The sequence below is a fragment of the uncultured Marivirga sp. genome (genome assembly GCF_963974845.1).
Taxonomy (GTDB): domain Bacteria; phylum Bacteroidota; class Bacteroidia; order Cytophagales; family Cyclobacteriaceae; genus Marivirga; species Marivirga harenae.
Genome location: NZ_CAXBEQ010000010.1, coordinates 63134 through 86150, shown reverse-complemented (window position 1 = coordinate 86150; position 23017 = coordinate 63134). Strand labels below are relative to the sequence as shown.

Below are 23017 nucleotides of genomic sequence, written 5' to 3'. Positions count from 1 at the left end.
GGGTTCGACAGAGCAGGATTAATTAATGTTTTAATAAAAATAGCATGCGATCAAAATCATTAGTCATTTTCGGATTGATATTTATAATTAGTGCATTCCAGCTGAATGCCCAAGTAAATTATCAATCAGAGTACTTGTCTGGGAAGAATTATTTTAAATCAGGTGATTATCAAAGGGCTCAAAATCACTTCAAGAATTTACTTGATTTGAACGAAAACAATCCTTTCTATTTATATGCCTCTTATTTTTATGGTATTTCTGCTTATGAAACTGGGAATAAAGACCGAGCGCTTGAAGTGCTAGGGAATATCAGGACTACCCACTCTGATTGGGAGAAAATTGATGAGGTTAATCTATGGTATGGAAAAATGCTGATGCAGGAAGGGAACTTGATGAAAGGTCTTAATGTCTTGAACAGCACTGAAAAAGATGATTTGAAAATTATAGCGAATGAAATTAAAAAAGTGACTTTGTTCGCCTATGATAGTATCCCTCTATTGCAAAAAGCCATGGAGCTTAATCCATACGATGAGGTTCTAGCGAAATATTTGGCTAAGAAGATAAATGAACAACCCATGGTTGATCGTCAGGTTGAGTTGATGGAATTTTTGATCGACTCTTTTGATTTGAATCGTGCTAGTTTCGATTTTGTAGATAAAAGTGTGACAGAAAAAAAGGATAAGTATAGGGTAGCTGTGTTGTTGCCATTAATGGCAGAAAGTCTGTCCACCTCAAAAGGAAGCAAGGGAAATCAATTTGTACTGGATTTGTATCAAGGTATAAAAATTGCCATAGAGGAGTTAAACGCCAACGGTCAGAAGATCGAGCTATTTTCTTACGATACTGACCGAGATAGCCTTAAAACCACTAAAATTATTGAAAGTGGAGAGTTATTGGAAATGGATATGATAATTGGTCCACTTTATCCGATTCCAGCAAGTTTGGTTCGAGATTATTCTTATAAACATAAGATTAATATGGTAAATCCATTGTCAACTAATTCAGAGACCATAGCCGCTAATCCGTATTCATTTTTGATGAAATCAACAGCAGAAACAAGAGCGAAAACAGCCGCTAAGTATGCAATTGAAAATATGGAAAGTAAGAATGCTACAATTTTTTACGGTAGCAAATCCCAAGATTCAGTTTTTGCATATACTTACAAAAGGATGCTTGAGGCGGATTCATTTAATATTACTTGGATGGCGGCATCTAGATCCGCTGTAGCTAGTACCGAAATTCTAAGGTCTTTAACGGAGGTTTATGATGATGACACTACATATACAGGAGGTAAAGTTTACATTAGCAATACTGTAAAGGTAAAAGTGGGAGACGGAGATTCATTAATAATGACTAGAGATACCATAGGACATATTTTGGTCGCATCTTCTGATAATTTACTAGTCTCGAATGTACTAAGTGCCCTTGACACCAGAAGAGATAGCATTCCAATAATCGGCTATGATGAGTGGCTGGACTTCAATCAAATTTCCTTTGACCAGCTTCAAAGAATGGGGGTAGTGATGATAGGTCAAAATTATTTTGACTTCAGTTCATCCGATGTAGCAAAATTTAAAGAGAATTATAGAAAAAAGTTTAACAAATTGCCTTCACAATATAGTTATGATGGTTACGAAACTATGTGGTTTTTTGGAACACAGTTGATTGAATTTGGCAATTATTTCCAATACGGTTTATATAACGAAGGCTTTCAAAATGGGCATCTTTATTTTGGGTTCGATTATACTAATGCAAATGATAATCAAGTAGTGCCAATCATGAAAATGCAGGATTTGGAGTTAAAAATGTTGAATTTTGAACAAGTAGAAGAAAAACCATCAGTTTTTACAGATTAATTTTAGAAAATCGAAAATCATTTTATTTATGCTGGACAAGTCCAATAGCAAAGAATTATTTAAAAAAGCACAAAATTTTATTCCCGGTGGGGTTAACTCACCTGTTCGTGCCTTCAAGGCAGTGGGAGGAGACCCAATATTTGTAAAAAGTGCTAAAGGTGCTTACATGTTTGATGAGGATGGAAACCGCTACATCGATCTTATCAATTCGTGGGGACCTATGATCTTAGGACATGGGAATGAGGCCATTGAAGCTGCAGTTGCTAACGCATTAAAAAGCTCTCTTTCGTTTGGAGCACCCACTGCAAAAGAAATTGAGATAGCAGAATTAATTACCCACATGGTGCCTTCTATCGAAAAGGTAAGGATGGTAAATTCTGGTACCGAGGCTACTATGTCTGCAGTACGATTGGCCAGAGGTTATACGGGCAAGGACAAGGTATTAAAATTTGAAGGATGTTATCATGGACATGGCGATAGCTTTTTAATTGCTGCAGGAAGTGGAGCTGCAACTATGGGTACCCCAAACTCGCCTGGTGTTACCAAGGGAACTGCAAAAGATACGTTGACTGCACCATTTAACGATTTGGAAGCTGTTAAAAACATTGTAGAGCAAAATAAAGGTGAGATTGCCGCATTAATCGTTGAACCTGTCGCGGGAAATATGGGGTGCGTAATTCCTAAAGATGGATATCTGGAAGGACTCCGGGAAATCTGTGATCAGGAGGGTATAGTTTTGATTTTTGATGAAGTGATGACTGGTTTCAGATTATCAAAAGCCGGGGCACAGGGAATTTTCGGTGTAAAACCAGACATAACTACGCTTGGTAAAATAATTGGTGGTGGAATGCCAGTAGGAGCCTATGGAGGGAAGAAGGAAATTATGGATTTTGTGTCTCCACAAGGGCCTGTCTACCAGGCAGGAACGCTTTCAGGTAATCCGATTGCAATGTCAGCCGGTCTTATGATGCTACATTATTTGAATGATCATGATGAGGTTTATGAGCAGATTGGGGCATCTGGGAAATATTTAGCCAAAGAATTAGCAAAAGTAAATGCTGCCTTAGGGAAGAATTATACTATTAACCAGTTAGGTTCTATGATTAGTATATTTTTTACAGACCAAACTGTTGATAATTTTGATGGAGCTAAAAGTTGTGATACAGAAATGTTTGGTAAATACTTTCAGGGTATGCTAAATGAAGGAGTTTATCTTCCTCCTGCACAATTTGAATCTTGGTTTTTATCAACATCTTTGTCTGCTGAAGATTTGGACCATATCGTGAAATCACACGAGACTGTTATGAAAAACCTCATTTTATAAATGGATTCTGAAAAATTATTCGCTATTTTTCAATAATTTAATATTGATTTTGTTCATTTAGGGACTACATTTATTGTAGTCCTAATTAATTATTATATTTACAGCTGTAAAAAATAGAATTATAGTGAAGATAGTAAAACTTATTCTGATCATTTTGGTGTCATGCTGCTCTGTATTTACTGTGGAGGCACAGTTTAGAAGAAGCACTGAAAACAAAACTGTGACCTTCGAAGAAATGTATAATGATCCCTACGATATCAATAAATTGTTTATTGGTATTACTCCTGCCTACGGGGATATACATGTCACCAACATTACTTCTGGTTTTGGAGTAGACGCTACCTATTATTTAAAAGATAAAATGCATTTCAAAGCCCACGCTAGAACTCCATACTTTATAGGAAGTGATTTTGCTAGAAATGCAGCCCAAAAAAATGGCTTTGACCCGCAATCTAGAGCTAGAACGTACTTTTTTGCAGAGGCAAGTGCCTCTTACCATATCTGGGATAAAGAACAAGAATCTGAAAGTCGAATACCGTTATATTCAAAGAATTATCAGGGTGCTGAGTGGGCAGCCAAAGTTCCCAAAACAGCAGATATTCCTAATAAAAGAAGAGAAATATTATTTGCTCGATTAGGAGGGGTGTACTACGAAACAACTTCCGAATTGAGTAGAGCAATTGCTTCTCAAGGCGTTATAGTTAATCCTGTAGGCGAAACCGAAGAATCTGTAAATTCAATTTCAGGAGAAAAAGAGGAAGCTGTTTTTGGTAATGTATTAGGAGCAGGAGTTTCCGTAGGTGGAGGATTTACATGGATTAAAAACTTTGCGGCCAAACCTGATAAAACTTATGAAGAGCTAGTGGACGACCATGTATTTTCAACTTTTATGGATCTATTTATATTTCCTATGGTGACAGTTGAAAATTTCTTTCATCAGCCCGCCGGTGCCAATCAGTTTTTTGAATATGATGCTTCTTCTATTAACACATTTATGTTTGGAGGTAGAATCGGAATTGACGGACATTTTAACAGAACACTTGGTTGGGGTTATGGTGCTGAAATTGGCATGAGACCTGGGCTTCAGAAAAGAGGCTTTTATGGACTCCTGAAAATTACTTTCCCGATGTATGGCACCAAGCTTGATTATGGTGTCGAGGCATTTGGAAGATAGAATTAACTCCAAAAAGATTAAAAAAATAATTACAATTATTGATAAGCTTATAAAGCCTTGTATTTTTTTGATAAATACAAGGCTTTTTTTATAGAGGTAAAGTATTAAATCAGTAATTTAACCAATCAAACACTGAGTTAACTTTAAATCAATTTAATAATGGGTGTATTAGATTTAATAACCTTACTTATATTTCTAGCTGCTGTTTTCACCTTTATAAATGTTAATTATTTAAAACTTCCTTCTACGATTGGATTGATGATTATTGCATTAGTCTTATCAATTTTGATTCTTTTATCTGGATACATTTTTCCGGAAATTACTGATTTGGCGATTTCCATTGTTTCTGAGTTCGATTTCAAGGAGGTTTTATTAGATGTAATGCTAAGTTTTTTATTGTTTGCTGGGGCATTATCTATTAATGTAAAGCAACTAAAAGAGGAGCGCTGGCCAATTTTGATTTTCGCTACGGTTGGTGTATTGATTTCCACCTTTGTGGTTGGCTTTTTGATGTTTTACATATTTGGCTTTTTTGGCTATCAAATTGATTTGATTTATTGTTTGCTGTTTGGTGCTTTAATTTCACCTACTGATCCAATTGCTGTTTTGGCCCTGCTATCAGATGCTAAAGTTTCGAAAAAATTAGAAATTAAAATTGCTGGAGAATCACTATTTAATGACGGTATAGGAGTAGTGGCATTTTTGACAATTCTGGGTTTAGCCCAGACAGGTGTTAGCGATTTTAGTATTGGAAGCATCCTCGGCCTATTTGGAATGGAAGTGGGGGGTGGATTGTTGTTAGGGGCTATATTTGGTTTTTTTGGGCTTAAATTATTAGAAATTATTGATAATGAACATGTTGAGCTAGAGGTGTTAGTAACCCTTTCACTGGTGATGGTATCTTATAAAGCCGCAGAATTCTTTCACATTTCAGGACCATTGGCAGTGGTAGTGCTTGGTTTATTTCTAAGTAAAGAAGGAAATACGGTAGGTAAAAATATTGCTACAGGTGATTACGTGTATAAATTTTGGCATTTAGTTGATGAGGCATTGAATGCAATCCTTTTTATTTTAATAGGTTTGGAAATAATTGTGATTTCAAAGGAGTTCCATCCAGACTACTTTTTAATTGGGTTGTGTGCTATTGTTGTGGTTTTGTTTGCTCGATTGGTCGGGGTCGGAATTCCTGTAAAAATCATGGAGCGTTTGAGAACGTTTGAAAAAAATACGCTGGCAATTCTCACCTGGGGAGGTCTAAGAGGAGGGATTTCAGTTGCTTTGGCTCTTTCCATTCCTGATGATTTTGAAGCAAAAAACATAATATTGTCTGCCACTTATTCAGTAGTGGTTTTCTCCATTTTAGTGCAGGGATTGACAATAAAGAAATTGGTACCAAAAAAGTAAGAACTTACATATTCCAAGTAGAATATGCTCTAGTATTCTATTTTTATCTGATATTTATCCAATAGTCCACCGATTCCATCATTGGAGAATTTGGCATTCTTTAGTTTATTAATTTCTGGATTAATACTATAGTTTAATGTATTTCTAAAATCAGATTTTTGTAAATCGCAGTTTTCAAATACAGCACCTGATAAATCTGAGTTTTGAAAGCTGACTTCTCTAAGATCACTATCACTAAAATCAACTTCAATAAGTTTAGAGTGTATAAATTTTGATTTCATTAGTTGAAGCTGGTAGAAAATTGAATGATTGAGCTGGCAAGAATCAAAATTTACTGTTAGACCAAAGGCATTACATTCATCAAAATGGACGCCAAGTATTTTGCAACCTTTGAAATTAACAGTCTGAAATGACGTGTTTTTTGTTTTTGCTGAACTTAAGTTACAATCCTCAAAGTCGCAATCAATAAATTTAAGATTCGATAAATCACAGTTCTGAAAGTTACAATTGATAAAAGTACAATGCTCAAACTCATTATATTCAATTGAGGATTCCGAAAAGTTGATAGCTTTAAAATTTTCTTCAGTAATAATTTTATCCACTTTATTTATTCTGGTTAATTGGCAAGTTAAAAAATTATGGATTCAGATGTTAATACAACTGCCAATTTGTAATAGAGATGACATATATCATCTAATTCGTAACTTTTGTTACGCCTCGATGAATGTTGCTACATTAATTTTGTTTTTAAGATTTGGACAAATCATTGTGCAAATAGTTTAAAGGTTGTTGTACAAAAATAAATTTTAACTAGAATATTATATGAGTCAATTATTAGAGTGGATAAGCCAACCGTGGCCATGGTATGTTGCCGGTCCTTTGATTGCAGTGGTAATGTTTTCCATGCTTTTCTTTGGAAAATCTTTTGGCCTTTCAGCAAATCTCAGGACCATGTGTTCCATTTTAGGAGCTGGAAAGTCCTGTGACTTTTTCGATTTTAATTGGAGAGATCAAATGTGGAATCTGGTGTTTGCTGCAGGATTGGTTTTAGGTGGATTGATATCCTATTTGTATTTGGGAAATGATCAAGCCGCACATATTTCTGAAACTACTATTGCTGAGCTACAAGCCTTTGGCATTGAGAATCCTGGCAAGAATGTAGTACCTGTAGAGATTTTTAATTGGGAATCATTACTAACTGTAAAAGGAATCATATTTATAGTAATTGGTGGGTTTTTAGTTGGATTTGGTACTCGTTATGCGGGTGGCTGTACTTCCGGGCATGCTATATCGGGGTTAAGCGATTTACAACCCGCCTCATTGTTGGCTGTGGTTGGATTCTTCATTGGAGGTCTCATCATGACTTACTTTATACTACCCTATTTGCTTGTACTTTAATTAATTCAAAAAATCAAACAGGATAAAATGAAATTTTTTAGATATTTATTTATAGGAACCATATTTGGAATTACGCTGGCAAAGGCGGAAGTTATTTCTTGGTTTAGGATTTATGAAATGTTTAAGTTCCAATCATTCCATATGTATGGTGTTATTGGATCGGCTGTAATTTTGGGAATTATAGTCATTCAGATCATTAAGAGAAAGAAGTTGAAGTCAATTGATGGAGATAGAATTATTGTAGCTCCAAAGCAATTTAGCTGGGCTAGATATTTAATTGGGGGTTCGATATTTGGATTAGGATGGGCTCTAACAGGAGCGTGCCCAGGTCCCATGTTTATTCTTTTAGGAAATGGGGTAGGCGTAATCTTAGTGGTGATTGCTTCAGCTGTTTTGGGAACTTATGTTTATGGTAAAATAAGACATAAATTGCCTCATTAAAAATGCATTCTTTTGCACCCATATTTTGATACCTAATACAAAAAAATGGACTTTTTAAGATTATTGAGGATTACCACCGCGGCACTGACCGGTATAGTGGCTATCGTTTTTCTTCTTTTTTTAGGGGTGTTAGTCTTGGACGATGTTCCTAACTGGTTGGGATCCACTTTATCAAATGAGCAAAAGGAATGGAGCATACCGAATATTGAGACTGATTTGCCTGATGGAAAAAAAGGCAAGAAAGTTAAATTTGGATATCTATTGGCAACCGAATCCCCTAAGTGGATGGGGCCTCAGGTCATTGATAAAGATAAAAGACTATATGCTGGAAATAATCTGACTTGTCAGAACTGCCATCTGGAGGCAGGAACTAAGCCAGGTGCTGGTTCATGGGTGGGAGTAACTAATCGTTTTCCGCAGTTCAGAGGTAGGGAAAATAAAATTGGCAGTATTGAGGAAAGGATTAATGGGTGTATGGAGCGCAGTATGGACGGGAAGTCTTTACCGGACGATTCAGAGCAAATGGAAGCTTTGGTTGCTTATATGGAATGGTTGAGTGTGGGTGTTCCTGAAGATACAGTGGATTGGTATAAAGGATTTGTAAGCATAAAAATACCTGCCGTCAAAGCAGATACTATTTTTGGAAAACAGGTTTACATTAATGAATGTCAAGTTTGCCATGGTGAGAATGGACAAGGGACTAAATTAGCCGATGAAAGAAAAGGTTATCAGTATCCGCCATTATGGGGTGATGATTCTTTTAATCACGGAGCTGGTATGCATAGAGTGTTAACGGCTGCGCAATTTATTAAAGCTAATATGCCGCATTTAATTGCAACAAAAGAAAACCCGAAACTGACAGATGAGCAAGCCTATCATGTTGCTGCTTACATTAATAGCTTCAGTAGACCCAAGAAACCTAAAACAGAAGAGGATTTTCCGGATCTAAAATTGAAGCCAGTATCCACTGCTTACGGTCCTTGGGATGATCCATTCCCAGCTGAACAACATCAATTTGGTCCTTTTCAGCCTATTATTCAATATTATGATAGTGTCTATCAAATCAAGAAAACTAAATAAATGAAGTTTACTTCTATATTTTTGTCCTACTTTTTATCCACTTTTCTAGTTTTAGCTCAAGAAGATGAGACTGAAAGCAAAAGAGGGAATATAAGCGGTCATTGGCGAAATTACTATATGCATTCTTTCAATGAAGGAGAATTGCAGGATTGGTATGCGGTAGCCACGGGCTTAAAATTTAAATATACCTATGATTTCAATAAGCATTGGCAAGTTGGAGGAGCAGTATACAGTAGCTGGAATACTGGGGTTGGAAATGTCCAAACCACTGACCCAACAACTGGGAGGAGTAGCCGATATGTAGCAGGAAACTTTAATGTCCAGGATTTATCTCAAAGATTCATAGCTTATCCCGGTGAATTGTATGTGCAATATAAGAATGAAAATCATCAGCTTAAGATGGGTCGGCAGACTTTCTTTTCGCCTTTTATGAATGGTCAGGATGGTAGAATGATTCCAACACTTTTTGAGGGGGCATTTTATAAATACGAAAAGAAAGAGAAGCTAAGGTTTCAATTAGGTGCAATCAACAGAATTGCTCCAAGAAGTTACAATGGATTTGAAAATATTGGTCAAACATTGGGGATTTATCCTGTAGGGAGAGATATCAATGGTCAAGGAAGCGAATACAGAGAAAATACAACATCAGATTATGTGGCATTAACTAATCTTGATTATCAAATTACTGGTGATTTTAAAGTTGAGCTGTGGGATTATTATGTGGATAATATTTTCAATGTTTTGTATGTAAAACCCACCTACAATTTTAAAAACTCCGGCTTAGCATTTTCGGTAGAATGGTTGCTACAAAATAGGATAGGAGAGGGCGGAAATCCAGATCCTGCTTTCCAATATGTGCAAAATGAAACGGCTCAAATTTTTGGCGCTCAGCTATCTCATTCTCTACCAAATGGAAAAATCAGTTTAGGATATGATCACATTACGGCTCAAGGCAGATTTTTATTTCCTCGGGAGTGGGGCAGGGAGTTTTTATTCAGTTTTCAGAAGAGAGAAAGAAGTGAAGGGTTTGGAAATAATCATGCAGTTGTGATGTATTACCATCAGAATTTCAATTTTTCTAATCAAAACGTAAAATCAATTTTCAGCTTTGGTCATCAATGGAGACCATCGGTGAGCGAACCAGTATTAAACAAATATGCCATTCCCAATTATATGCATGTCAATCTGGATTTGTTTTATGAAAATGTAAAGTGGAAAGGCTTTAAGCCTGAGTTGCTCCTCACATATAAACATGGAACAGGAGATTTTCCTGATAATCCTGTATTCATTCTCAACAAAGTAAATCTGTTCTTGATCAATGCGATTGTGAATTACAATTTTTAAAAATACAAAAGACTTCCTTGCGGAAGCCTTTTGAAACATGAAACACCTCTCGGTGTAAACTACGGAAACGGTATTTTATTTAAAATTGGGCTTCTTCAGTTGAGCCTTTTAAAGCTGTGGTAGAAGATTTACCTTGCATGACTGCATTTTGCACTGCGTCAAAATAACCTGTTCCTACAAATGCCTGGTGTTTAACCGCTTTAAAACCTTGCTTCTGTAGAGCAAATTCTCTTTGTTGCAATTCAGAATACCCAGCCATGCCTTTGTTTTTATAAGCAGTTGCTAATTCGAACATAGCAGTATTCAATGCATGGAAGCCAGCTAGCGTTATGAACTGGAATTTGTATCCCATTTCAGCTAGTTTTTCTCGGTATTCTAACATCTCATTTTCAGTCAGCTTTGCTGCCCAATTGAAAGATGGAGAGCAATTGTAAGCCAGCATTTTGTTTGGATATTTTTCCTTGATGGCCTGAGCAAATTCCCTAGCCTCTCCTAAGTCAGGATGAGAAGTTTCACACCACACTAGATCAGCATATGGAGCATAAGCAAGACCACGGTTAATCGCTTGTTCCAAGCCGTTTTTTACGCCAAAGAATCCTTCGGAAGATCTTGTTCCATCAAGAAATTTACGATCTCTTTCATCAACATCTGACGTCAATAAATTAGCAGCATCTGCATCAGTTCTGGCAATGATCAGGGTAGGAACTCCCATCACATCTGTTGCTAGTCTTGCAGATATTAACTTATTGATAGCTTCTTGTGTAGGGACTAATACTTTTCCGCCTAGGTGGCCACATTTTTTGGCTGAGGATAGTTGATCTTCGAAATGCACACCAGCAGCACCAGCTTCTATCATCCCTTTCATAAGTTCGAAGGCATTCAAGTTGCCACCAAATCCAGCTTCCGCATCAGCTACAATTGGAGCCATCCAGTGAATATCACCATCGCCACTTACGGATTGAATTTGATCTGCCCTCAGCAAAGCATTATTAATTCGTTTTACCACATTCGGAACACTGTCGGCTGGATATAAACTTTGGTCAGGATACATCTGTCCGGCCAAGTTCGCATCAGCCGCTACTTGCCATCCGCTTAAGTAAATCGCTTTTAAACCGGCTTGAACTTCCTGCACTGCTTGATTACCAGTTAAGGCGCCCAATCCTGCTACGAAATCTTCTTTCTTTAATAAGTCCCACAATCTTTCAGCGCCTAATCTGGCTAAACTGTGATCGATTTTTACAGTCCCTGCAAGTTTTACCACTTCTTCAGCCGTGTAAGTTCGTTCTACATCCTTCCATCTTGGGTTAGTGGTCCAATCGGATATTAATTGATTTACTTTTTCTTGATTAGTCATCTCGTTATGATTTATAGTAGTTTTAAAATTGATTTTATAAATAAGGGTAAGCTTTAAGCGTTAGGAAATCCTCAAATTCTTCGCTTTTCACCAGTTTTTTTAGGATGTCTCTCGCTATTGCTATTTTTCCTGTTTCAACCCGTTTTTGACCGAGCATTTCCTTCACTTTTTCGGTTTCTTCCTCTAAGAGCATGCAAAACAATGCTCGGTTAAAGATCTTACCATTTTTAAAGGATATTTGGTGATGATACCATTGCCATAACTGTGCTCTGCTAATTTCCGCTGTAGCGGCATCTTCCATCAAATTATAGATAGCAGCAGCCCCGATTCCTTGAAGCCAAGATTCAATGTATAAAAGCGCCACATTGATGTTCATACGAACTCCTTTTTCAGTAACCTCTCCATACATCACATTGGGGCTGGTTAAGGCGGAAGGAGTGGTAGTAAACTCTTCTCTTTTATTATGCTTTTGATGCGGTTTATCTCCAATAATTTGGTCGAAAACTGCTTCAACAGCAGGTATTAGAGCTGGATGTGCCACCCAACTTCCATCATAGCCTGCCAAAGCTTCCTCTGTTTTATCATTTCTGACTTTATCCAATATTTTCTGATTTTGCTCCTCATCTTTGGTAGGGATGAAAGCAGACATACCACCAATCGCATGAGCACCTCTTTTATGGCAAGTCTTTACCAAAAGATTAGCATATGCTTTCATGAAAGGAACTTGCATGGTTACTTCATTTCTATTAGGAAGAATGTAGTCTGGCCGATCTCTAAATTTCTTGATAAAGCTGAAGATGTAATCCCATCTGCCAGCATTAAGTCCTGCCATATGATCTCTTAGCTCATAAATAATCTCCTCCATCTGAAAAGCAGCTGTAATAGTTTCTACTAACACAGTGGCTTTGATAGTACCAACGGGTATTCCCAGTTCATTTTGGGCAAATACAAAAACTTCATTCCATAATCTTGCTTCAAATCTGTGTTCTAATTTCGGCAAGTAAAAGTAGGGTCCACTTCCGTTTCTGATCAGTTCATGAGCATTATGAAAGAAATATAAACCGAAGTCAAAAAGCGAAGCTGAAATGGGTTCCCCATCTACCAAAAAGTTTTTTTCTGATAAATGCCAGCCTCTAGGTCTCACTTTTAATACCGCAGGATTTGCTTTTAACTTGTAGCTTTTGCCTTGGTCAGAAGTAAAATCAATCTGCTTTCGTATTGCATCATACAAATTTTGCTGTCCTTCAGTTATGTTTTTCCAGCTTGGACTGGTTGCATCTTCGAAATCAGCCATAAAGACCTTTGCTCCGGAATTTAAAGCGTTGATGATCATTTTCCTGTCCACCGGTCCGGTGATTTCTACTTTTCGGTTTTGTAAGTCTTTTGGTAAGGGTGCAATTTTCCATTCAGGATCATTGCGTATATCCTCAGTAGTTTTCGGAAAGTCTAATTCTTTACCTTGTCGGATTTGATCATACACTTGCTCTCTTTTGCCTAGTAGTTCAAGTCGTTTTTCATTAAACCTTTCATGGAGTTTATTTAAAAATGAAATAGCTTCATCTGTCAATAAATTAAAGCCTTCATTTTCTTCTTTTGTTTGTTTTGCTTTTGCTGATGTAGTTTCCATTTGATTATCAGATTTTTAAGTGTTTGATATTTCAAATGTATAGAAGCGAATAATAAATCGCAAGCGAATATTCGCTATTGGATTTTATTCGCTATATTAGCGAATACTCTTAGGAAGCACCAGATGGAATTATGGTATTGAAAAAAAAATGAAAATAGTTTTTTCGCTTTTAAGGAGAAGTATCGATTAATAAAAAAACAAAGGAGAAATGGCTATATCTCAAGAAAATGTAAAATTAATTTTTGGTTTAAAAGTTAGGCAACTGCGTCTGGAAAAAGGCTTGTCCTTTGCCCAATTATCAAAACTGACAGGATTGTCAGCTTCTTATCTAAATGAGATTGAGAAAGGGAAGAAATATCCTAAGATTGAAAAAATTAATTTACTTTCTGATGCTTTAGAAGTCAGCTTTGACGATTTAGTATCCCTACAACTTTCTAAGAAGCTTGCGCCATTAGGGGAGTTGTTCCAGTCCAATTTATTCAAAGAGCTACCCTTAGAGCTTTTTGGTATTGAACCAGCACATTTATTAGATCTGCTAAGCAATGCTCCTGCTAAATTGGGTGCATTCTTAAGTACCTTAATTGAAATTAGTAGAAATTATGGTCTTAGGGTAGAGAATCTATATCTTAATATGCTGCGCTCTTTCCAGGAAATGCATGATAATTATTTTGAAGGTATTGAGGAGTCTGTAGAAGCTTTCCGTAATCAGGTTTTTAGTGAAATTTCCTATCCTTATACCTATCAGCAATTCGAAGGGGTTCTGAAATCAGAATATAACTATCAGATTTTGCCAAAGGGTCTAGAAAATCAGCAAGAGCTTAAACCACTTCGCTCTATGACCATTCCAAATGAAGCCCCTCAGTTACTCATGAATCCGAAATTGACGGAATCGCAACAGCTTTTTACAATGTCGAAAGAGCTCGGCTACCAGTTTCTAAAATTAGCTCCGAGGCCTTATACATCGAGCTGGGTATCTGTCAATTCATTTGAGGAGGTGCTCAATAATTATAAAGCTTCTTATTTTGCCTGCGCTCTGGCATTACCAGAAAAAGCTATCGTGGAAGATCTGAAAGAATTTCTATCGGAGCCACAGTTTAAAGCAGAATTGCTTTTGAATATTTTAGAAACCTATCAGTGCACACCTGAAATGTTAATGCACAGAATGACAAACCTTTTACCTAAAGTATTCGGTATTAAAGAGTTATTCTTTTTGCGATTTAGCACTTCAGATGAAACGATATTCAAACTTACGAAGGAAATGCATTTGTCAGGATTGCATAATCCTCACGGAACTGCTCTAGACCAACATTACTGCAGAAGATGGGCTTCGATTGAAATATTGAAAGAGCTACGGAATTTAGAGGGAGAGGACCAAGATGCGGTACAATGTAAGGTGCAGCGTAGCCAGTATGTAGATTCCGATAATGAATATTTGATTATTAGTCTGGCTAAGCCTAGTAATAAGAATATTGGGCAAAATAGTAGTGTTTCAATTGGTTTATTGATCAGTCCTCAAATGAAACGTAAAGTGAAATTTCATAACGACCCTGTGATTCCTGTACGGATCGTGAATGAAACTTGTGAGACTTGTCCACTTTATGATTGTCAGGAAAGAGCAGCGCCTGCCCATATTTATGAAGAATCACAGCAGTTAAATGCCATGAAAAAAGCAGTTGATCTATTGATAGGAAAACTGTGATCACGATTTTGATAGCCCGAATTTTAGTTTAATGAGGTTGTTTTGGCTCTGTAACAATAGTTACAATTATAATTGCTCAAATGATTAAATTGAATCGTTATTGAATAATTACACTAAGGAAGTTATGAAAGCCAATATGGGGTCTGCTGATAAAACCGTGAGAATTATATTAGCCATTGCAGTAGGAGTATTGTATTACTTTGGAGTAATTTCAGGCACATTAGCTATTATCTTGGGAGTACTAGCGGTAATATTTGTAGCGACAAGTTTTATTAGTTTCTGCCCGCTTTATCTGCCTTTTGGCATCTCTACAAGACCTAAGTCCACTAAATAAATATGAGCATTAAAAAAAAAGCGACTCTCCTGAGTCGCTTTAAACCAATTAAACTACTACTTATTTAGAATTACCAAGTGTTCTGTCGTCATCTTTTGATATCAAGCAAACTACAAGCTTTTGTGCTGAAAACCCCTTGATTAATTCTTAAAGTATATACGAACTCTTTTAGATACTTGGATTCAATCTTCCATTTGCTTTCCAATTAATTAGCCGAAACAATATTCTTATTTTTGTTATATTATTCTTAGATTAAGAAAACGATTTCAAGTAGAGTTGATTTATACCTATTTGTTGGTAAATAAATCTGCATCTACTGTTTACTGCGTTGTTAAGTTTGATCTTAATAATTAAAACCTCACATGAATATTAATTCTTATAAAATCTATTTATTCATTTTAGTTTTCTCTTTAGGTTGTGAATATGAAAGAATTGCGGGACCCGATGAAAAGTGTCAGACGGAATCTTTAGAATTGGTTGTTGAATCCGTTCAAGATACCCCATGTGGTGAAAGTGATGGTGAAATTATCGTGTCTGTAAACGGAGAAGATGAATATGAATACAGATTGAATGATCAGGACTTTAATGAAAACAACGTATTTACAGGATTGGCTGCTGGAACTTATAGCATTCAGGCTAGAATAGTTAATTCTACTTGTTTGAGTGATGAAATACAAGCTACAATTAATAATGAAGATGGAATTCAATTATCAGTGGTTGCAAAAAGTGATTCTGATTGTGGTGCAAATACTGGCAGTATTACAGTTGCTCAGGAAGGAGGGGTGGAGCCTATTGAATATATCTTGAATAATACTAATGTGCAGGACAGTCCTGAGTTCAATGATTTGTCAAACGGTAGTTATACAGTCGTAGCGCGTGATGCAAACAATTGTGAAGCTGAGATTTCAGGGATTGATATATTGTCTGGTATTAGCTTCATTGATAATATTAAGCCTATTATTACTAGTAATTGTTCGGTTAGTGGTTGCCACAATGGTTCTCAATTTCCTGATTTTTCTGATGATCAAAATATTTTTGAAAACGCTTCCAATATTAAAAATAGAACACAAAGTGGCTCTATGCCACCGGCCGGAAGGCCAGATCTAACAGATGAAGAGGTTCAATCAATAGCCTGCTGGGTGGATGATGGAGCTTTAGATAATTAAATTTATGAAAAAGATAATTGCGGTTTTATTATTACAGTTCTGTGTGTTAACACTTTTAGCTCAAGAAGACAGAATTAAGGTATTCCGAGACACAAGAGTAGTAAATGGTCATTCGACTGAAGTGCTTCCTAAAGGGATAATGAAATTTATTATTTCGCACAGATTTGGTGATATAAGTTCAGGAATCCAGCAATTGTATGGTTTAGACAATGCTACTATTCGAATTGGTTTGGATTATGCTTTAACTGATAATATCAATGTTGGATTTGGAAGAAGCTCTTTGCAAAAGCATTATGATTTTTATTTAAAATACAGAATCCTTCAGCAGAAAAAGGAAAGTGGTAGTCCTGTTTCATTGGTTTATTATACTAATGCTGCTGTCAGGACTATCCAAACCCCGCAAACTGAGGATTTGTCTTTTACTAATAACTTAACTTTTGTTCATCAATTGTTAGTGGCGAGAAAATTTAATGAGTTTATTAGCTTTCAATTGATGCCGACCTACCTGCATCGTAATTATGTATTGGATTTGGAGAGTAATAATGATATCTACAGTTTAGGAAGTGCTACTAGAATACAAGTCTCCAAAGTGTTAGCTTTTAATCTCGAGTATTACTATAATTTCCCTGATCAACTGCTAAGTCAGTATCAATCTTCAGCAGGTTTGGGTATTGAATTGGAAACTAAGGGTCATATTTTTCAATTGAATTTCACGAATTCTTTGGGGCTTATTGCTCCATTATATATAGCAGAAACTACTGGAAGGATCGATAAGGGAAACATTCATTTTGGATTTAATATAACGAGGGATTTTAAAGTTGGAGCAAGGAAATAAGCGCAATGGATAATCTGTGGAACTATAAAATAAGAATTTTTGCCTTTGTCACTTTATTGATGTCTGTAGCTTCCTTTACTTTCCTAAATAATCAGGAAATAAAGGGAAACAGTTTTCTTGTCGAAGTACTGAATAGTTTGGGTCAGGATTATCCAGAGCACTATATCGAAGAGCCAGATTCTGCTGATATCAAAAGAGGATATGATTTAATTCATAGCGGGATGACTAAACCGCCCAATGGATTTGCCTCTAATGCAATCAGTAAGTTTTATACTTGCACCAGCTGCCATAATGTGGAAAGAGAAGATCCTGATTTAACTGTAGTTGATCAGGATGCCCGCTTGGAATATGCCATGGAAAATGATTTACCATATCTGCAAGGCTCCACCTTCTGGGGGATTGTCAACAGAGAATCCTGGTATAACGATGATTATATTTTGAAGTACGGCAGTCTGGTAGAAAAAGCCAAGTGAAGTTTAAAAGAAAGCATTAATCTCTGTGCTACAGTATGCTCCCAAGGAAGAGAATTGGAAGCTTGGGAAATGAAAAGTATCATGTCTTATTTATGGACGCTTCAAATGAAAATAGAAGATTTGGAATTGAATAATGCTGAAATTCAAAAGGTAAATTCTTTGGCTGAATCAAATCCAGACAGTGCCGTTACATTTATTAAATCTCATTATCTAACTAAATCTCCAGCCTCATTTGCGGAATTACCTGAAAGCAAGGTAAAAGGTTATTCATTTGAAGGAAGAACGAAGTACGGAAAAGCAATTTACGAGTTGGGCTGTCAGCATTGCCATCATGCTTACGGAGAAAGTGATTTGGTTTTAGATAATTCGATTCTAACCTTTAAATGGTTAAAAAAGCATATGCCAGAGAATGGTAAAAAGTCTATTTACGAAATCATCAGAAATGGCTCCTATTCCGAATTGGGCCATAAAGAATATATGCCCAATTATACTTTGGAAAAAATGAGCCATCAGCAGGTAGAAGATTTAAGGGCTTATATTGAATCAAATCTGAAATAATCTTGTCTATTCTTTTTGTGGAATTGCCCTTAAAAATCACTTTCAAAGCGTATATTTGCCCATATGATTTCCAAAAAGTCAAAATATGCTATTAATGCTCTTGTTCACTTAGGCCGGAAATACGGAGAGGGTCCCACACTAATCAGTACAATTGCAGAAGAAGAAAATATACCGCAGAAATTTTTGGAAGCCATTCTTTTAGAACTGAAAAATGATGGAATTTTAGGTAGTAAGAAAGGTAAAGGTGGAGGCTATTATCTGCGAAAAGATCCAGAAACCGTAAATTTGGCTCAAGTACTGAGGTTATTTGATGGTGCTATTGCCCTCCTTCCATGTGTTACTTTTAAATTCTATGAACGTTGTGAAGAGTGTAAAGATGAAGAAACCTGTTCGATACGGGAAGCATTCCTGAAAGTGCGTAATGAAACCGTTAAAATTTTCAAAAGCCAGACGTTAAAAGGATTGGTTGATAAAGAGAAGAAATTGATGGCAAAGAAGAAAGACTGATCACTCAATTTAAGGTTTTCTCAGTGGGAGTTTAATTGTAAATCTAGTGAATTTATACTCTTCCGATTCGCATTTTAACTTCCCGTCTATTTTCTCTACGGCCACTTTCACTAAATAAAGTCCGAGCCCGTTTCCTATTGATCTTTCTGATCCTCTGTAAAACATTTCAAATATTTTGGGCATCTGGTTTTCAGGAATTCCAACGCCATTGTCCTCCACAGAAAGTAGGAAAGATTTGTCTTTCCTAATTGTACTTAGCTTTATTTCTCTCTGGGGTTTATTATGATCCGAATAGATCAAAGCATTCTCCAATAAATTGAGCAAAATTAATTCAAGCATTTTTTCATCCGTCTTCAGCTCGTTTTCATTTTTTAAGTCAAATTGAAATTTGAATTTTGACTGTTCAACCAATGGGCTTATTTTCTCCATTACGTCCTTAAAGATTGTCGGAATATCAATAGTTTTATATTCCAATTGTGAATTGTAAATATTGTGGACCTGAGTTAATTTATCCAGTAGGATATCCATCTCTTTAGTGGTTTTTTCAATCAGGTTTAAGTATCTATCTGTTTTAGCTTCAGGGTTTTCAAATCTTGACAAAGCCAGAATTCCTTTAATCCTGCTGATAGGACCTTTTAAATCATGAGAAGTTTTATAAGTGAAAGTATCAAGGTCTTTATTGGTTTGCTGAAGTTTTTTGATGGTGTCTTTGATTTTGGCTGTTCTTTTTTCAACCCTTGCTTCCAGGGCGTGGTTTAGTTCCTGTAACTTATTGTTAATGGCAATTACTTCCTCTTGGGAACTTTCCAGCTCTTGATTTTTTTCCAGTATATCATCTCTTTGATGACTGATTTCCTCATTAAGATTTTGCATTTTTAGTAACTGCTTTTCAATTACCTTTTTTTGTTGGATTACTTCAAAGGTACGATCGGCAACAATAAGCTTAAGTCTTTTCCGGTGCTGTCTGATCCTATAGGTATATCCCAACATCAAAAGCCAAATAACACTCACCACTATCATGCTAAAAACAAAGTATGCCCAAGTGGTCTGATACCAGGGAGGTAGGATCACGAATTGGTAAGAAGCAATTTCGCCTTCAGTTTCGTATAGGTTCCTACCCTTCACCAAAAAAGTATATTTACCAGCGGGTAAGTTCGTGTATTCCTTATTGCTCATTGCAGTCCATGGAGACCATTCTTTGTCAAATCCCTGAAGATAATAGGAGAACTGGTTCCTTTCGGGTTGTTCATAAAAGAGGGCACTATATTCGAATTGTATATTATTGTCATTAAAATCTAATCGAGGTATAGCTTCTTGAGGTTGCTTGATTACCAATGTTGGGATGCTATCATTAGCCCTAAATTCTTTATATAGCCCTTTAGATAGTATAGAATCATTAAGGCTAACATTTTTAATAAATGTATTGAATTCGATATCCAAATTAACCTTTACTTTTTCATCAAATCGGTATAGACCTTCATTGCCTGCTATCCAGACTACACTGTCTTCGGCTTCATCTACATAAATAGCTGAGAAATTTTGATTAGGAATAGCTTTTAAAGGCCTGTCTACTTTTTGATAGCTCCCATCTTCTTTTCTTTCTAATTTTAAAACCACTTGCTTTTGGGATTCCTCAATGAAAGTCAACCAATAGTTTCCATGTTGGTCTTGATCTATTTGACTTATATTGAGTTGTTCATCTGTAATCTTAGAATGAGGAATGAATAAATCACTGGAATCTGGTTTTGGACTTTTATTTAAAGTGTAAAATCCTTTGGAGGTGGTAAAAAGGATTTCGTTATTAACAGATTTTAAGATATTGATTTCATTCACATCAGGTAAACCATGATTTTGATTGAAGAATTTCCATTTAGGATTTCCATCATTTTCTTGGATTAAGTACACCCCTTGTGATTTGTAGCTTAGCCAATGTTTTGATTCTAAGCTAAGTATACTATTACAGAACCCACTTATTTCAGGTATGTAATTTTCTGTATGATCAGATTCAGGTGAATATTGAATTATCCCATCCCTGAATGTGGTGATATTGTATTTATTGTCAGCAGTAGGAAAGACATTTGTACCCCCTTTGATGGGGATTGTTTTAATTAAGTTTTCATTTTTTATTTTATAAAGGCCATTATCACCTATTACTAAAATATAATCTTTTGTATTGAATATATTAAATAATCTATCTTCTGTGTTTTCTATAAAATGAAGATTGTTATTGCCAATCAAAGTGTAAACACCATCGAAAGTTGTTAAATAAATTTGATCAACATTTGAAATTTTACTAATTGATGTATTTAAACCTAGATCCTCCCCCCATAACATTAATTGATCATTTCCTTGAATCCTGGTAATACCATTTTGATGAACAGCCCAAGTTCCGTTTTGAAAATCAGAGTAAATATTCAAGTTAATATTGCTAGGTAATCCTTTATTAACATTTAAATTATTTGATGTTGTATCTCCTATATTAAAACTAAAAATGCCTTTACTTACAGTAGACGCCCAATAAGAATTTTCATTTGAATTACTACGGCTCAAAGAAAGTATTGAATTACCGAATGAATATTGATCATCAGTTTCCAAAATTGAATCATTTCGAAATATGAAACCTTTATTTTCGGTAGTTCCTATTATATATTTTTCATCCTTATTCGGCCCTTCAATAATATTGTTTCTTATGGATGAAGGGATGGTTTTATTAGATCCGGCTATTGGATTTAGCTGATCCTCCTTAAGTTTTAATAAAACTTGATCAACTTGTTTTACATAAAGATTTTCTTGATGAATAAATCCTCCAAAACCTCTGTTTAAAGGCCAATATTTAAAATTATTATTTCTATATCTGATTAAGTAGTTTCTTGTGATAAAGAATATATCATCTTTATTACTCAGTATTTGAAGGACAAGACCAAATCTTTCAAGTTCAAAATTTTCACTCAATGATTGGTAATAGGTATTATTGAAATTATCAGTGTCTAAATATCCAAACTCATCATTACTGCCTACAAAAATTCTGCTATTGAAATCCCTATGAATCGCACGGACAAATTTGCTACCTGCTATTTCAGTGAATTTCCATTCTTTTCCATCGTAACGTAAAACCCCATTTAAATTTGCAAAGTAAAAGAGGCCGTCTGAAGTTTGTGTTATATCCCAATTTGATATTCCGGCCTTATATTCCTGGGCGGAATAATTTTGTATCACGGGGGAGAAATAGGATTGGCTATTTACAAATGATATTTTTAGTATCAAAAGGCTTATACCCAAAAATCTAGAAAAGAATTTTTTTGCTTGGGAATTAGTACTATGTGAATAACTTGCTTTCAAATTCTTTTCATGAAATTACTCTGAAATAGAAATATATAGAATTTAATCGGAAATTATTAAGTATTTATGATATATGGAAATCTGATTTTATATGACTTTTTAAAATGTAGCTAAAAAAAAAACGGTAGCAATATATTATATATTGACTACCGTTTCTTTGAAATATTGGATTACCAATATCTATCTTTTTAAAGCCTGAATTTTCTTCTCACTGAATTTTTCAGGAAATTCTTCATACCATTTACTAACTGTTTCAGCACCTAGTTTGTCATAAATATAGGAAAGTTGTTGACTTAACCTTTCCTCTTGTTGCTGCTGAAAGCTCTGTTTTTCTTCATCGCTGTCAAAACCAATTATTTTCTCAGAAGCTGGTGTAGGATCATGATGCACAAATAAATTCAGTTTCTCTTGACAGAATTTTTGGTAAAATCGAGTATGCAAAATGAAATTATGCCACATCTCGTCAATTATCATTAAAGAGTTATCAATAAACAGTCGAAACCCGTTCTTCTCTTTGATGTTCTCTGATGCCAGCCATAACCATTTCTTGGTTTCATGTAAAATTTCTTCGGCTTCTTCTCTGTTAACCGAATATCTATTCATAAAACCTTCTATGATTATTTTGTCCTCATTACAATCAATAGCAGATTCTAGCAATTGATTACTTTTGGGAGTTGAACTTGTCATTTTAAAATGATAAATAACTTAATTAATGACTTTCACAAATAGACATGCAAAGAGGTGAAAGAGATTTCTTTTTAGTTAAAATCCTTTTCATTAATTGTTCTTTTTCTGTGTTTACTTTTGCGTTGCTTTTAGTAGTAGTAGTTTTCATTTCTTGTACTTTTTAGAGTTAAATTGAATTTTCAGTGCGCAAAGGTATTTTCTGAAAATTAATTTGCAAGAAAAATCCCAACTATTTGAAATACTGTATTTTAACCGATTTAGTAAATCATGAGATAATTATTTTTATTATTTAAATCAGAATATATTTAGGTTAATGGTTAAAATAAATTCCGATAAATTGAGGTAAGAATTTGAGGCGTAAAAGACATTCTAATTATCATAATTCTTAGTTTCCAATTCCTCAATCCCAGCAAGGCT

The 23017-nt window shown here is 35.4% G+C and carries 20 protein-coding genes; 15 read left to right on the top strand and 5 right to left on the bottom strand.

Annotated elements, in window-relative coordinates; translation table 11 throughout:
- The first annotated feature begins 44 nt into the window (after positions 1–44).
- The 4 genes from AAC601_RS17790 to AAC601_RS17775 all read left to right on the top strand — a co-directional run bounded on the left by AAC601_RS17790 (position 45) and on the right by AAC601_RS17775 (position 5758).
- Positions 45–1856: an ABC transporter substrate-binding protein gene (locus AAC601_RS17790; RefSeq protein WP_340154002.1), complete on the top strand. Its 1812-nt coding sequence runs from the start codon at positions 45–47 to the stop codon at positions 1854–1856.
- A gap of 28 nt (positions 1857–1884) precedes the next feature.
- A complete protein-coding gene (gene hemL / locus AAC601_RS17785; RefSeq protein ID WP_340154001.1) occupies positions 1885–3180 on the top strand; it encodes a glutamate-1-semialdehyde 2,1-aminomutase in 1296 nt (431 codons plus the stop codon).
- Positions 3181–3304: 124 nt separating this feature from the next.
- Positions 3305–4354, top strand: coding sequence for a hypothetical protein (locus tag AAC601_RS17780; protein ID WP_340154000.1), 1050 nt, complete (start codon positions 3305–3307; stop codon positions 4352–4354).
- Between the two features lie 159 nt (positions 4355–4513).
- Positions 4514–5758, top strand: a complete 1245-nt coding sequence (locus AAC601_RS17775) for a sodium:proton antiporter (protein ID WP_340153999.1) — start codon at positions 4514–4516, stop codon at positions 5756–5758.
- Positions 5759–5787: 29 nt separating this feature from the next.
- Here AAC601_RS17775 and AAC601_RS17770 read toward each other — a convergent pair whose 3' ends face one another.
- Positions 5788–6360 carry a pentapeptide repeat-containing protein gene (locus AAC601_RS17770; protein ID WP_340153998.1) on the bottom strand — a complete coding sequence of 191 codons (573 nt, stop codon included), beginning with the start codon at positions 6358–6360 and terminating at the stop codon, positions 5788–5790.
- 220 nt (positions 6361–6580) lie between these two features.
- Here AAC601_RS17770 and AAC601_RS17765 point away from each other — a divergent pair, with 220 nt between their 5' ends.
- From AAC601_RS17765 to AAC601_RS17750, 4 genes are read left to right on the top strand one after another with little or no spacing between them, the layout of a single operon-like run.
- Positions 6581–7156: a YeeE/YedE thiosulfate transporter family protein gene (locus AAC601_RS17765; protein WP_303270226.1), complete on the top strand. Its 576-nt coding sequence runs from the start codon at positions 6581–6583 to the stop codon at positions 7154–7156.
- A 27-nt stretch (positions 7157–7183) separates the two neighbouring features.
- On the top strand, positions 7184–7597 hold the full coding sequence (locus tag AAC601_RS17760; RefSeq protein ID WP_303270225.1) for a DUF6691 family protein: 414 nt from the start codon (positions 7184–7186) through the stop codon (positions 7595–7597).
- 45 nt (positions 7598–7642) lie between these two features.
- Positions 7643–8677: a c-type cytochrome gene (locus AAC601_RS17755; protein WP_303270224.1), complete on the top strand. Its 1035-nt coding sequence runs from the start codon at positions 7643–7645 to the stop codon at positions 8675–8677.
- Positions 8678–10021, top strand: a complete 1344-nt coding sequence (locus AAC601_RS17750) for an OprD family outer membrane porin (protein ID WP_340153997.1) — start codon at positions 8678–8680, stop codon at positions 10019–10021.
- 79 nt (positions 10022–10100) lie between these two features.
- On the opposite strand, the gene aceA is transcribed toward AAC601_RS17750, so the two are convergent.
- Both aceA and aceB read right to left on the bottom strand, forming a co-directional pair.
- Entirely contained in the window at positions 10101–11375 is a 1275-nt protein-coding gene (gene aceA / locus AAC601_RS17745; protein ID WP_303270222.1) for an isocitrate lyase, read from the bottom strand.
- A gap of 34 nt (positions 11376–11409) precedes the next feature.
- Complete coding sequence (aceB, locus tag AAC601_RS17740; protein WP_340153996.1) at positions 11410–13002, bottom strand: malate synthase A; 1593 nt, start codon at positions 13000–13002, stop codon at positions 11410–11412.
- Between the two features lie 208 nt (positions 13003–13210).
- Between aceB and AAC601_RS17735 the strand changes: the two genes are divergently transcribed.
- The 7 genes from AAC601_RS17735 to AAC601_RS17705 all read left to right on the top strand — a co-directional run bounded on the left by AAC601_RS17735 (position 13211) and on the right by AAC601_RS17705 (position 18574).
- Positions 13211–14701 carry an XRE family transcriptional regulator gene (locus AAC601_RS17735; protein WP_340153995.1) on the top strand — a complete coding sequence of 497 codons (1491 nt, stop codon included), beginning with the start codon at positions 13211–13213 and terminating at the stop codon, positions 14699–14701.
- Positions 14702–14825: 124 nt separating this feature from the next.
- Complete coding sequence (locus AAC601_RS17730) at positions 14826–15035, top strand: DUF2892 domain-containing protein (RefSeq protein WP_340154010.1); 210 nt, start codon at positions 14826–14828, stop codon at positions 15033–15035.
- Positions 15036–15397: 362 nt separating this feature from the next.
- Positions 15398–16201: a hypothetical protein gene (locus tag AAC601_RS17725; protein ID WP_303270219.1), complete on the top strand. Its 804-nt coding sequence runs from the start codon at positions 15398–15400 to the stop codon at positions 16199–16201.
- A gap of 4 nt (positions 16202–16205) precedes the next feature.
- Entirely contained in the window at positions 16206–17036 is an 831-nt protein-coding gene (locus AAC601_RS17720; protein WP_303270218.1) for a DUF5777 family beta-barrel protein, read from the top strand.
- A gap of 5 nt (positions 17037–17041) precedes the next feature.
- Positions 17042–17509: a hypothetical protein gene (locus tag AAC601_RS17715; protein WP_340153994.1), complete on the top strand. Its 468-nt coding sequence runs from the start codon at positions 17042–17044 to the stop codon at positions 17507–17509.
- A 69-nt stretch (positions 17510–17578) separates the two neighbouring features.
- Positions 17579–18067 carry a cytochrome c gene (locus AAC601_RS17710; RefSeq protein ID WP_340153993.1) on the top strand — a complete coding sequence of 163 codons (489 nt, stop codon included), beginning with the start codon at positions 17579–17581 and terminating at the stop codon, positions 18065–18067.
- 63 nt (positions 18068–18130) lie between these two features.
- The gene (locus AAC601_RS17705; protein WP_303270216.1) at positions 18131–18574 is read left to right on the top strand and encodes an Rrf2 family transcriptional regulator; all 444 of its coding nucleotides are present in this window, start codon (positions 18131–18133) and stop codon (positions 18572–18574) included.
- Positions 18575–18583: 9 nt separating this feature from the next.
- On the opposite strand, the gene AAC601_RS17700 is transcribed toward AAC601_RS17705, so the two are convergent.
- Together AAC601_RS17700 and AAC601_RS17695 are read right to left on the bottom strand one after the other, a co-directional pair.
- Complete coding sequence (locus tag AAC601_RS17700; RefSeq protein WP_303270215.1) at positions 18584–21790, bottom strand: ATP-binding protein; 3207 nt, start codon at positions 21788–21790, stop codon at positions 18584–18586.
- 303 nt (positions 21791–22093) lie between these two features.
- Entirely contained in the window at positions 22094–22600 is a 507-nt protein-coding gene (locus AAC601_RS17695) for a hypothetical protein (protein ID WP_340153992.1), read from the bottom strand.
- Positions 22601–23017 lie beyond the last annotated feature (417 nt).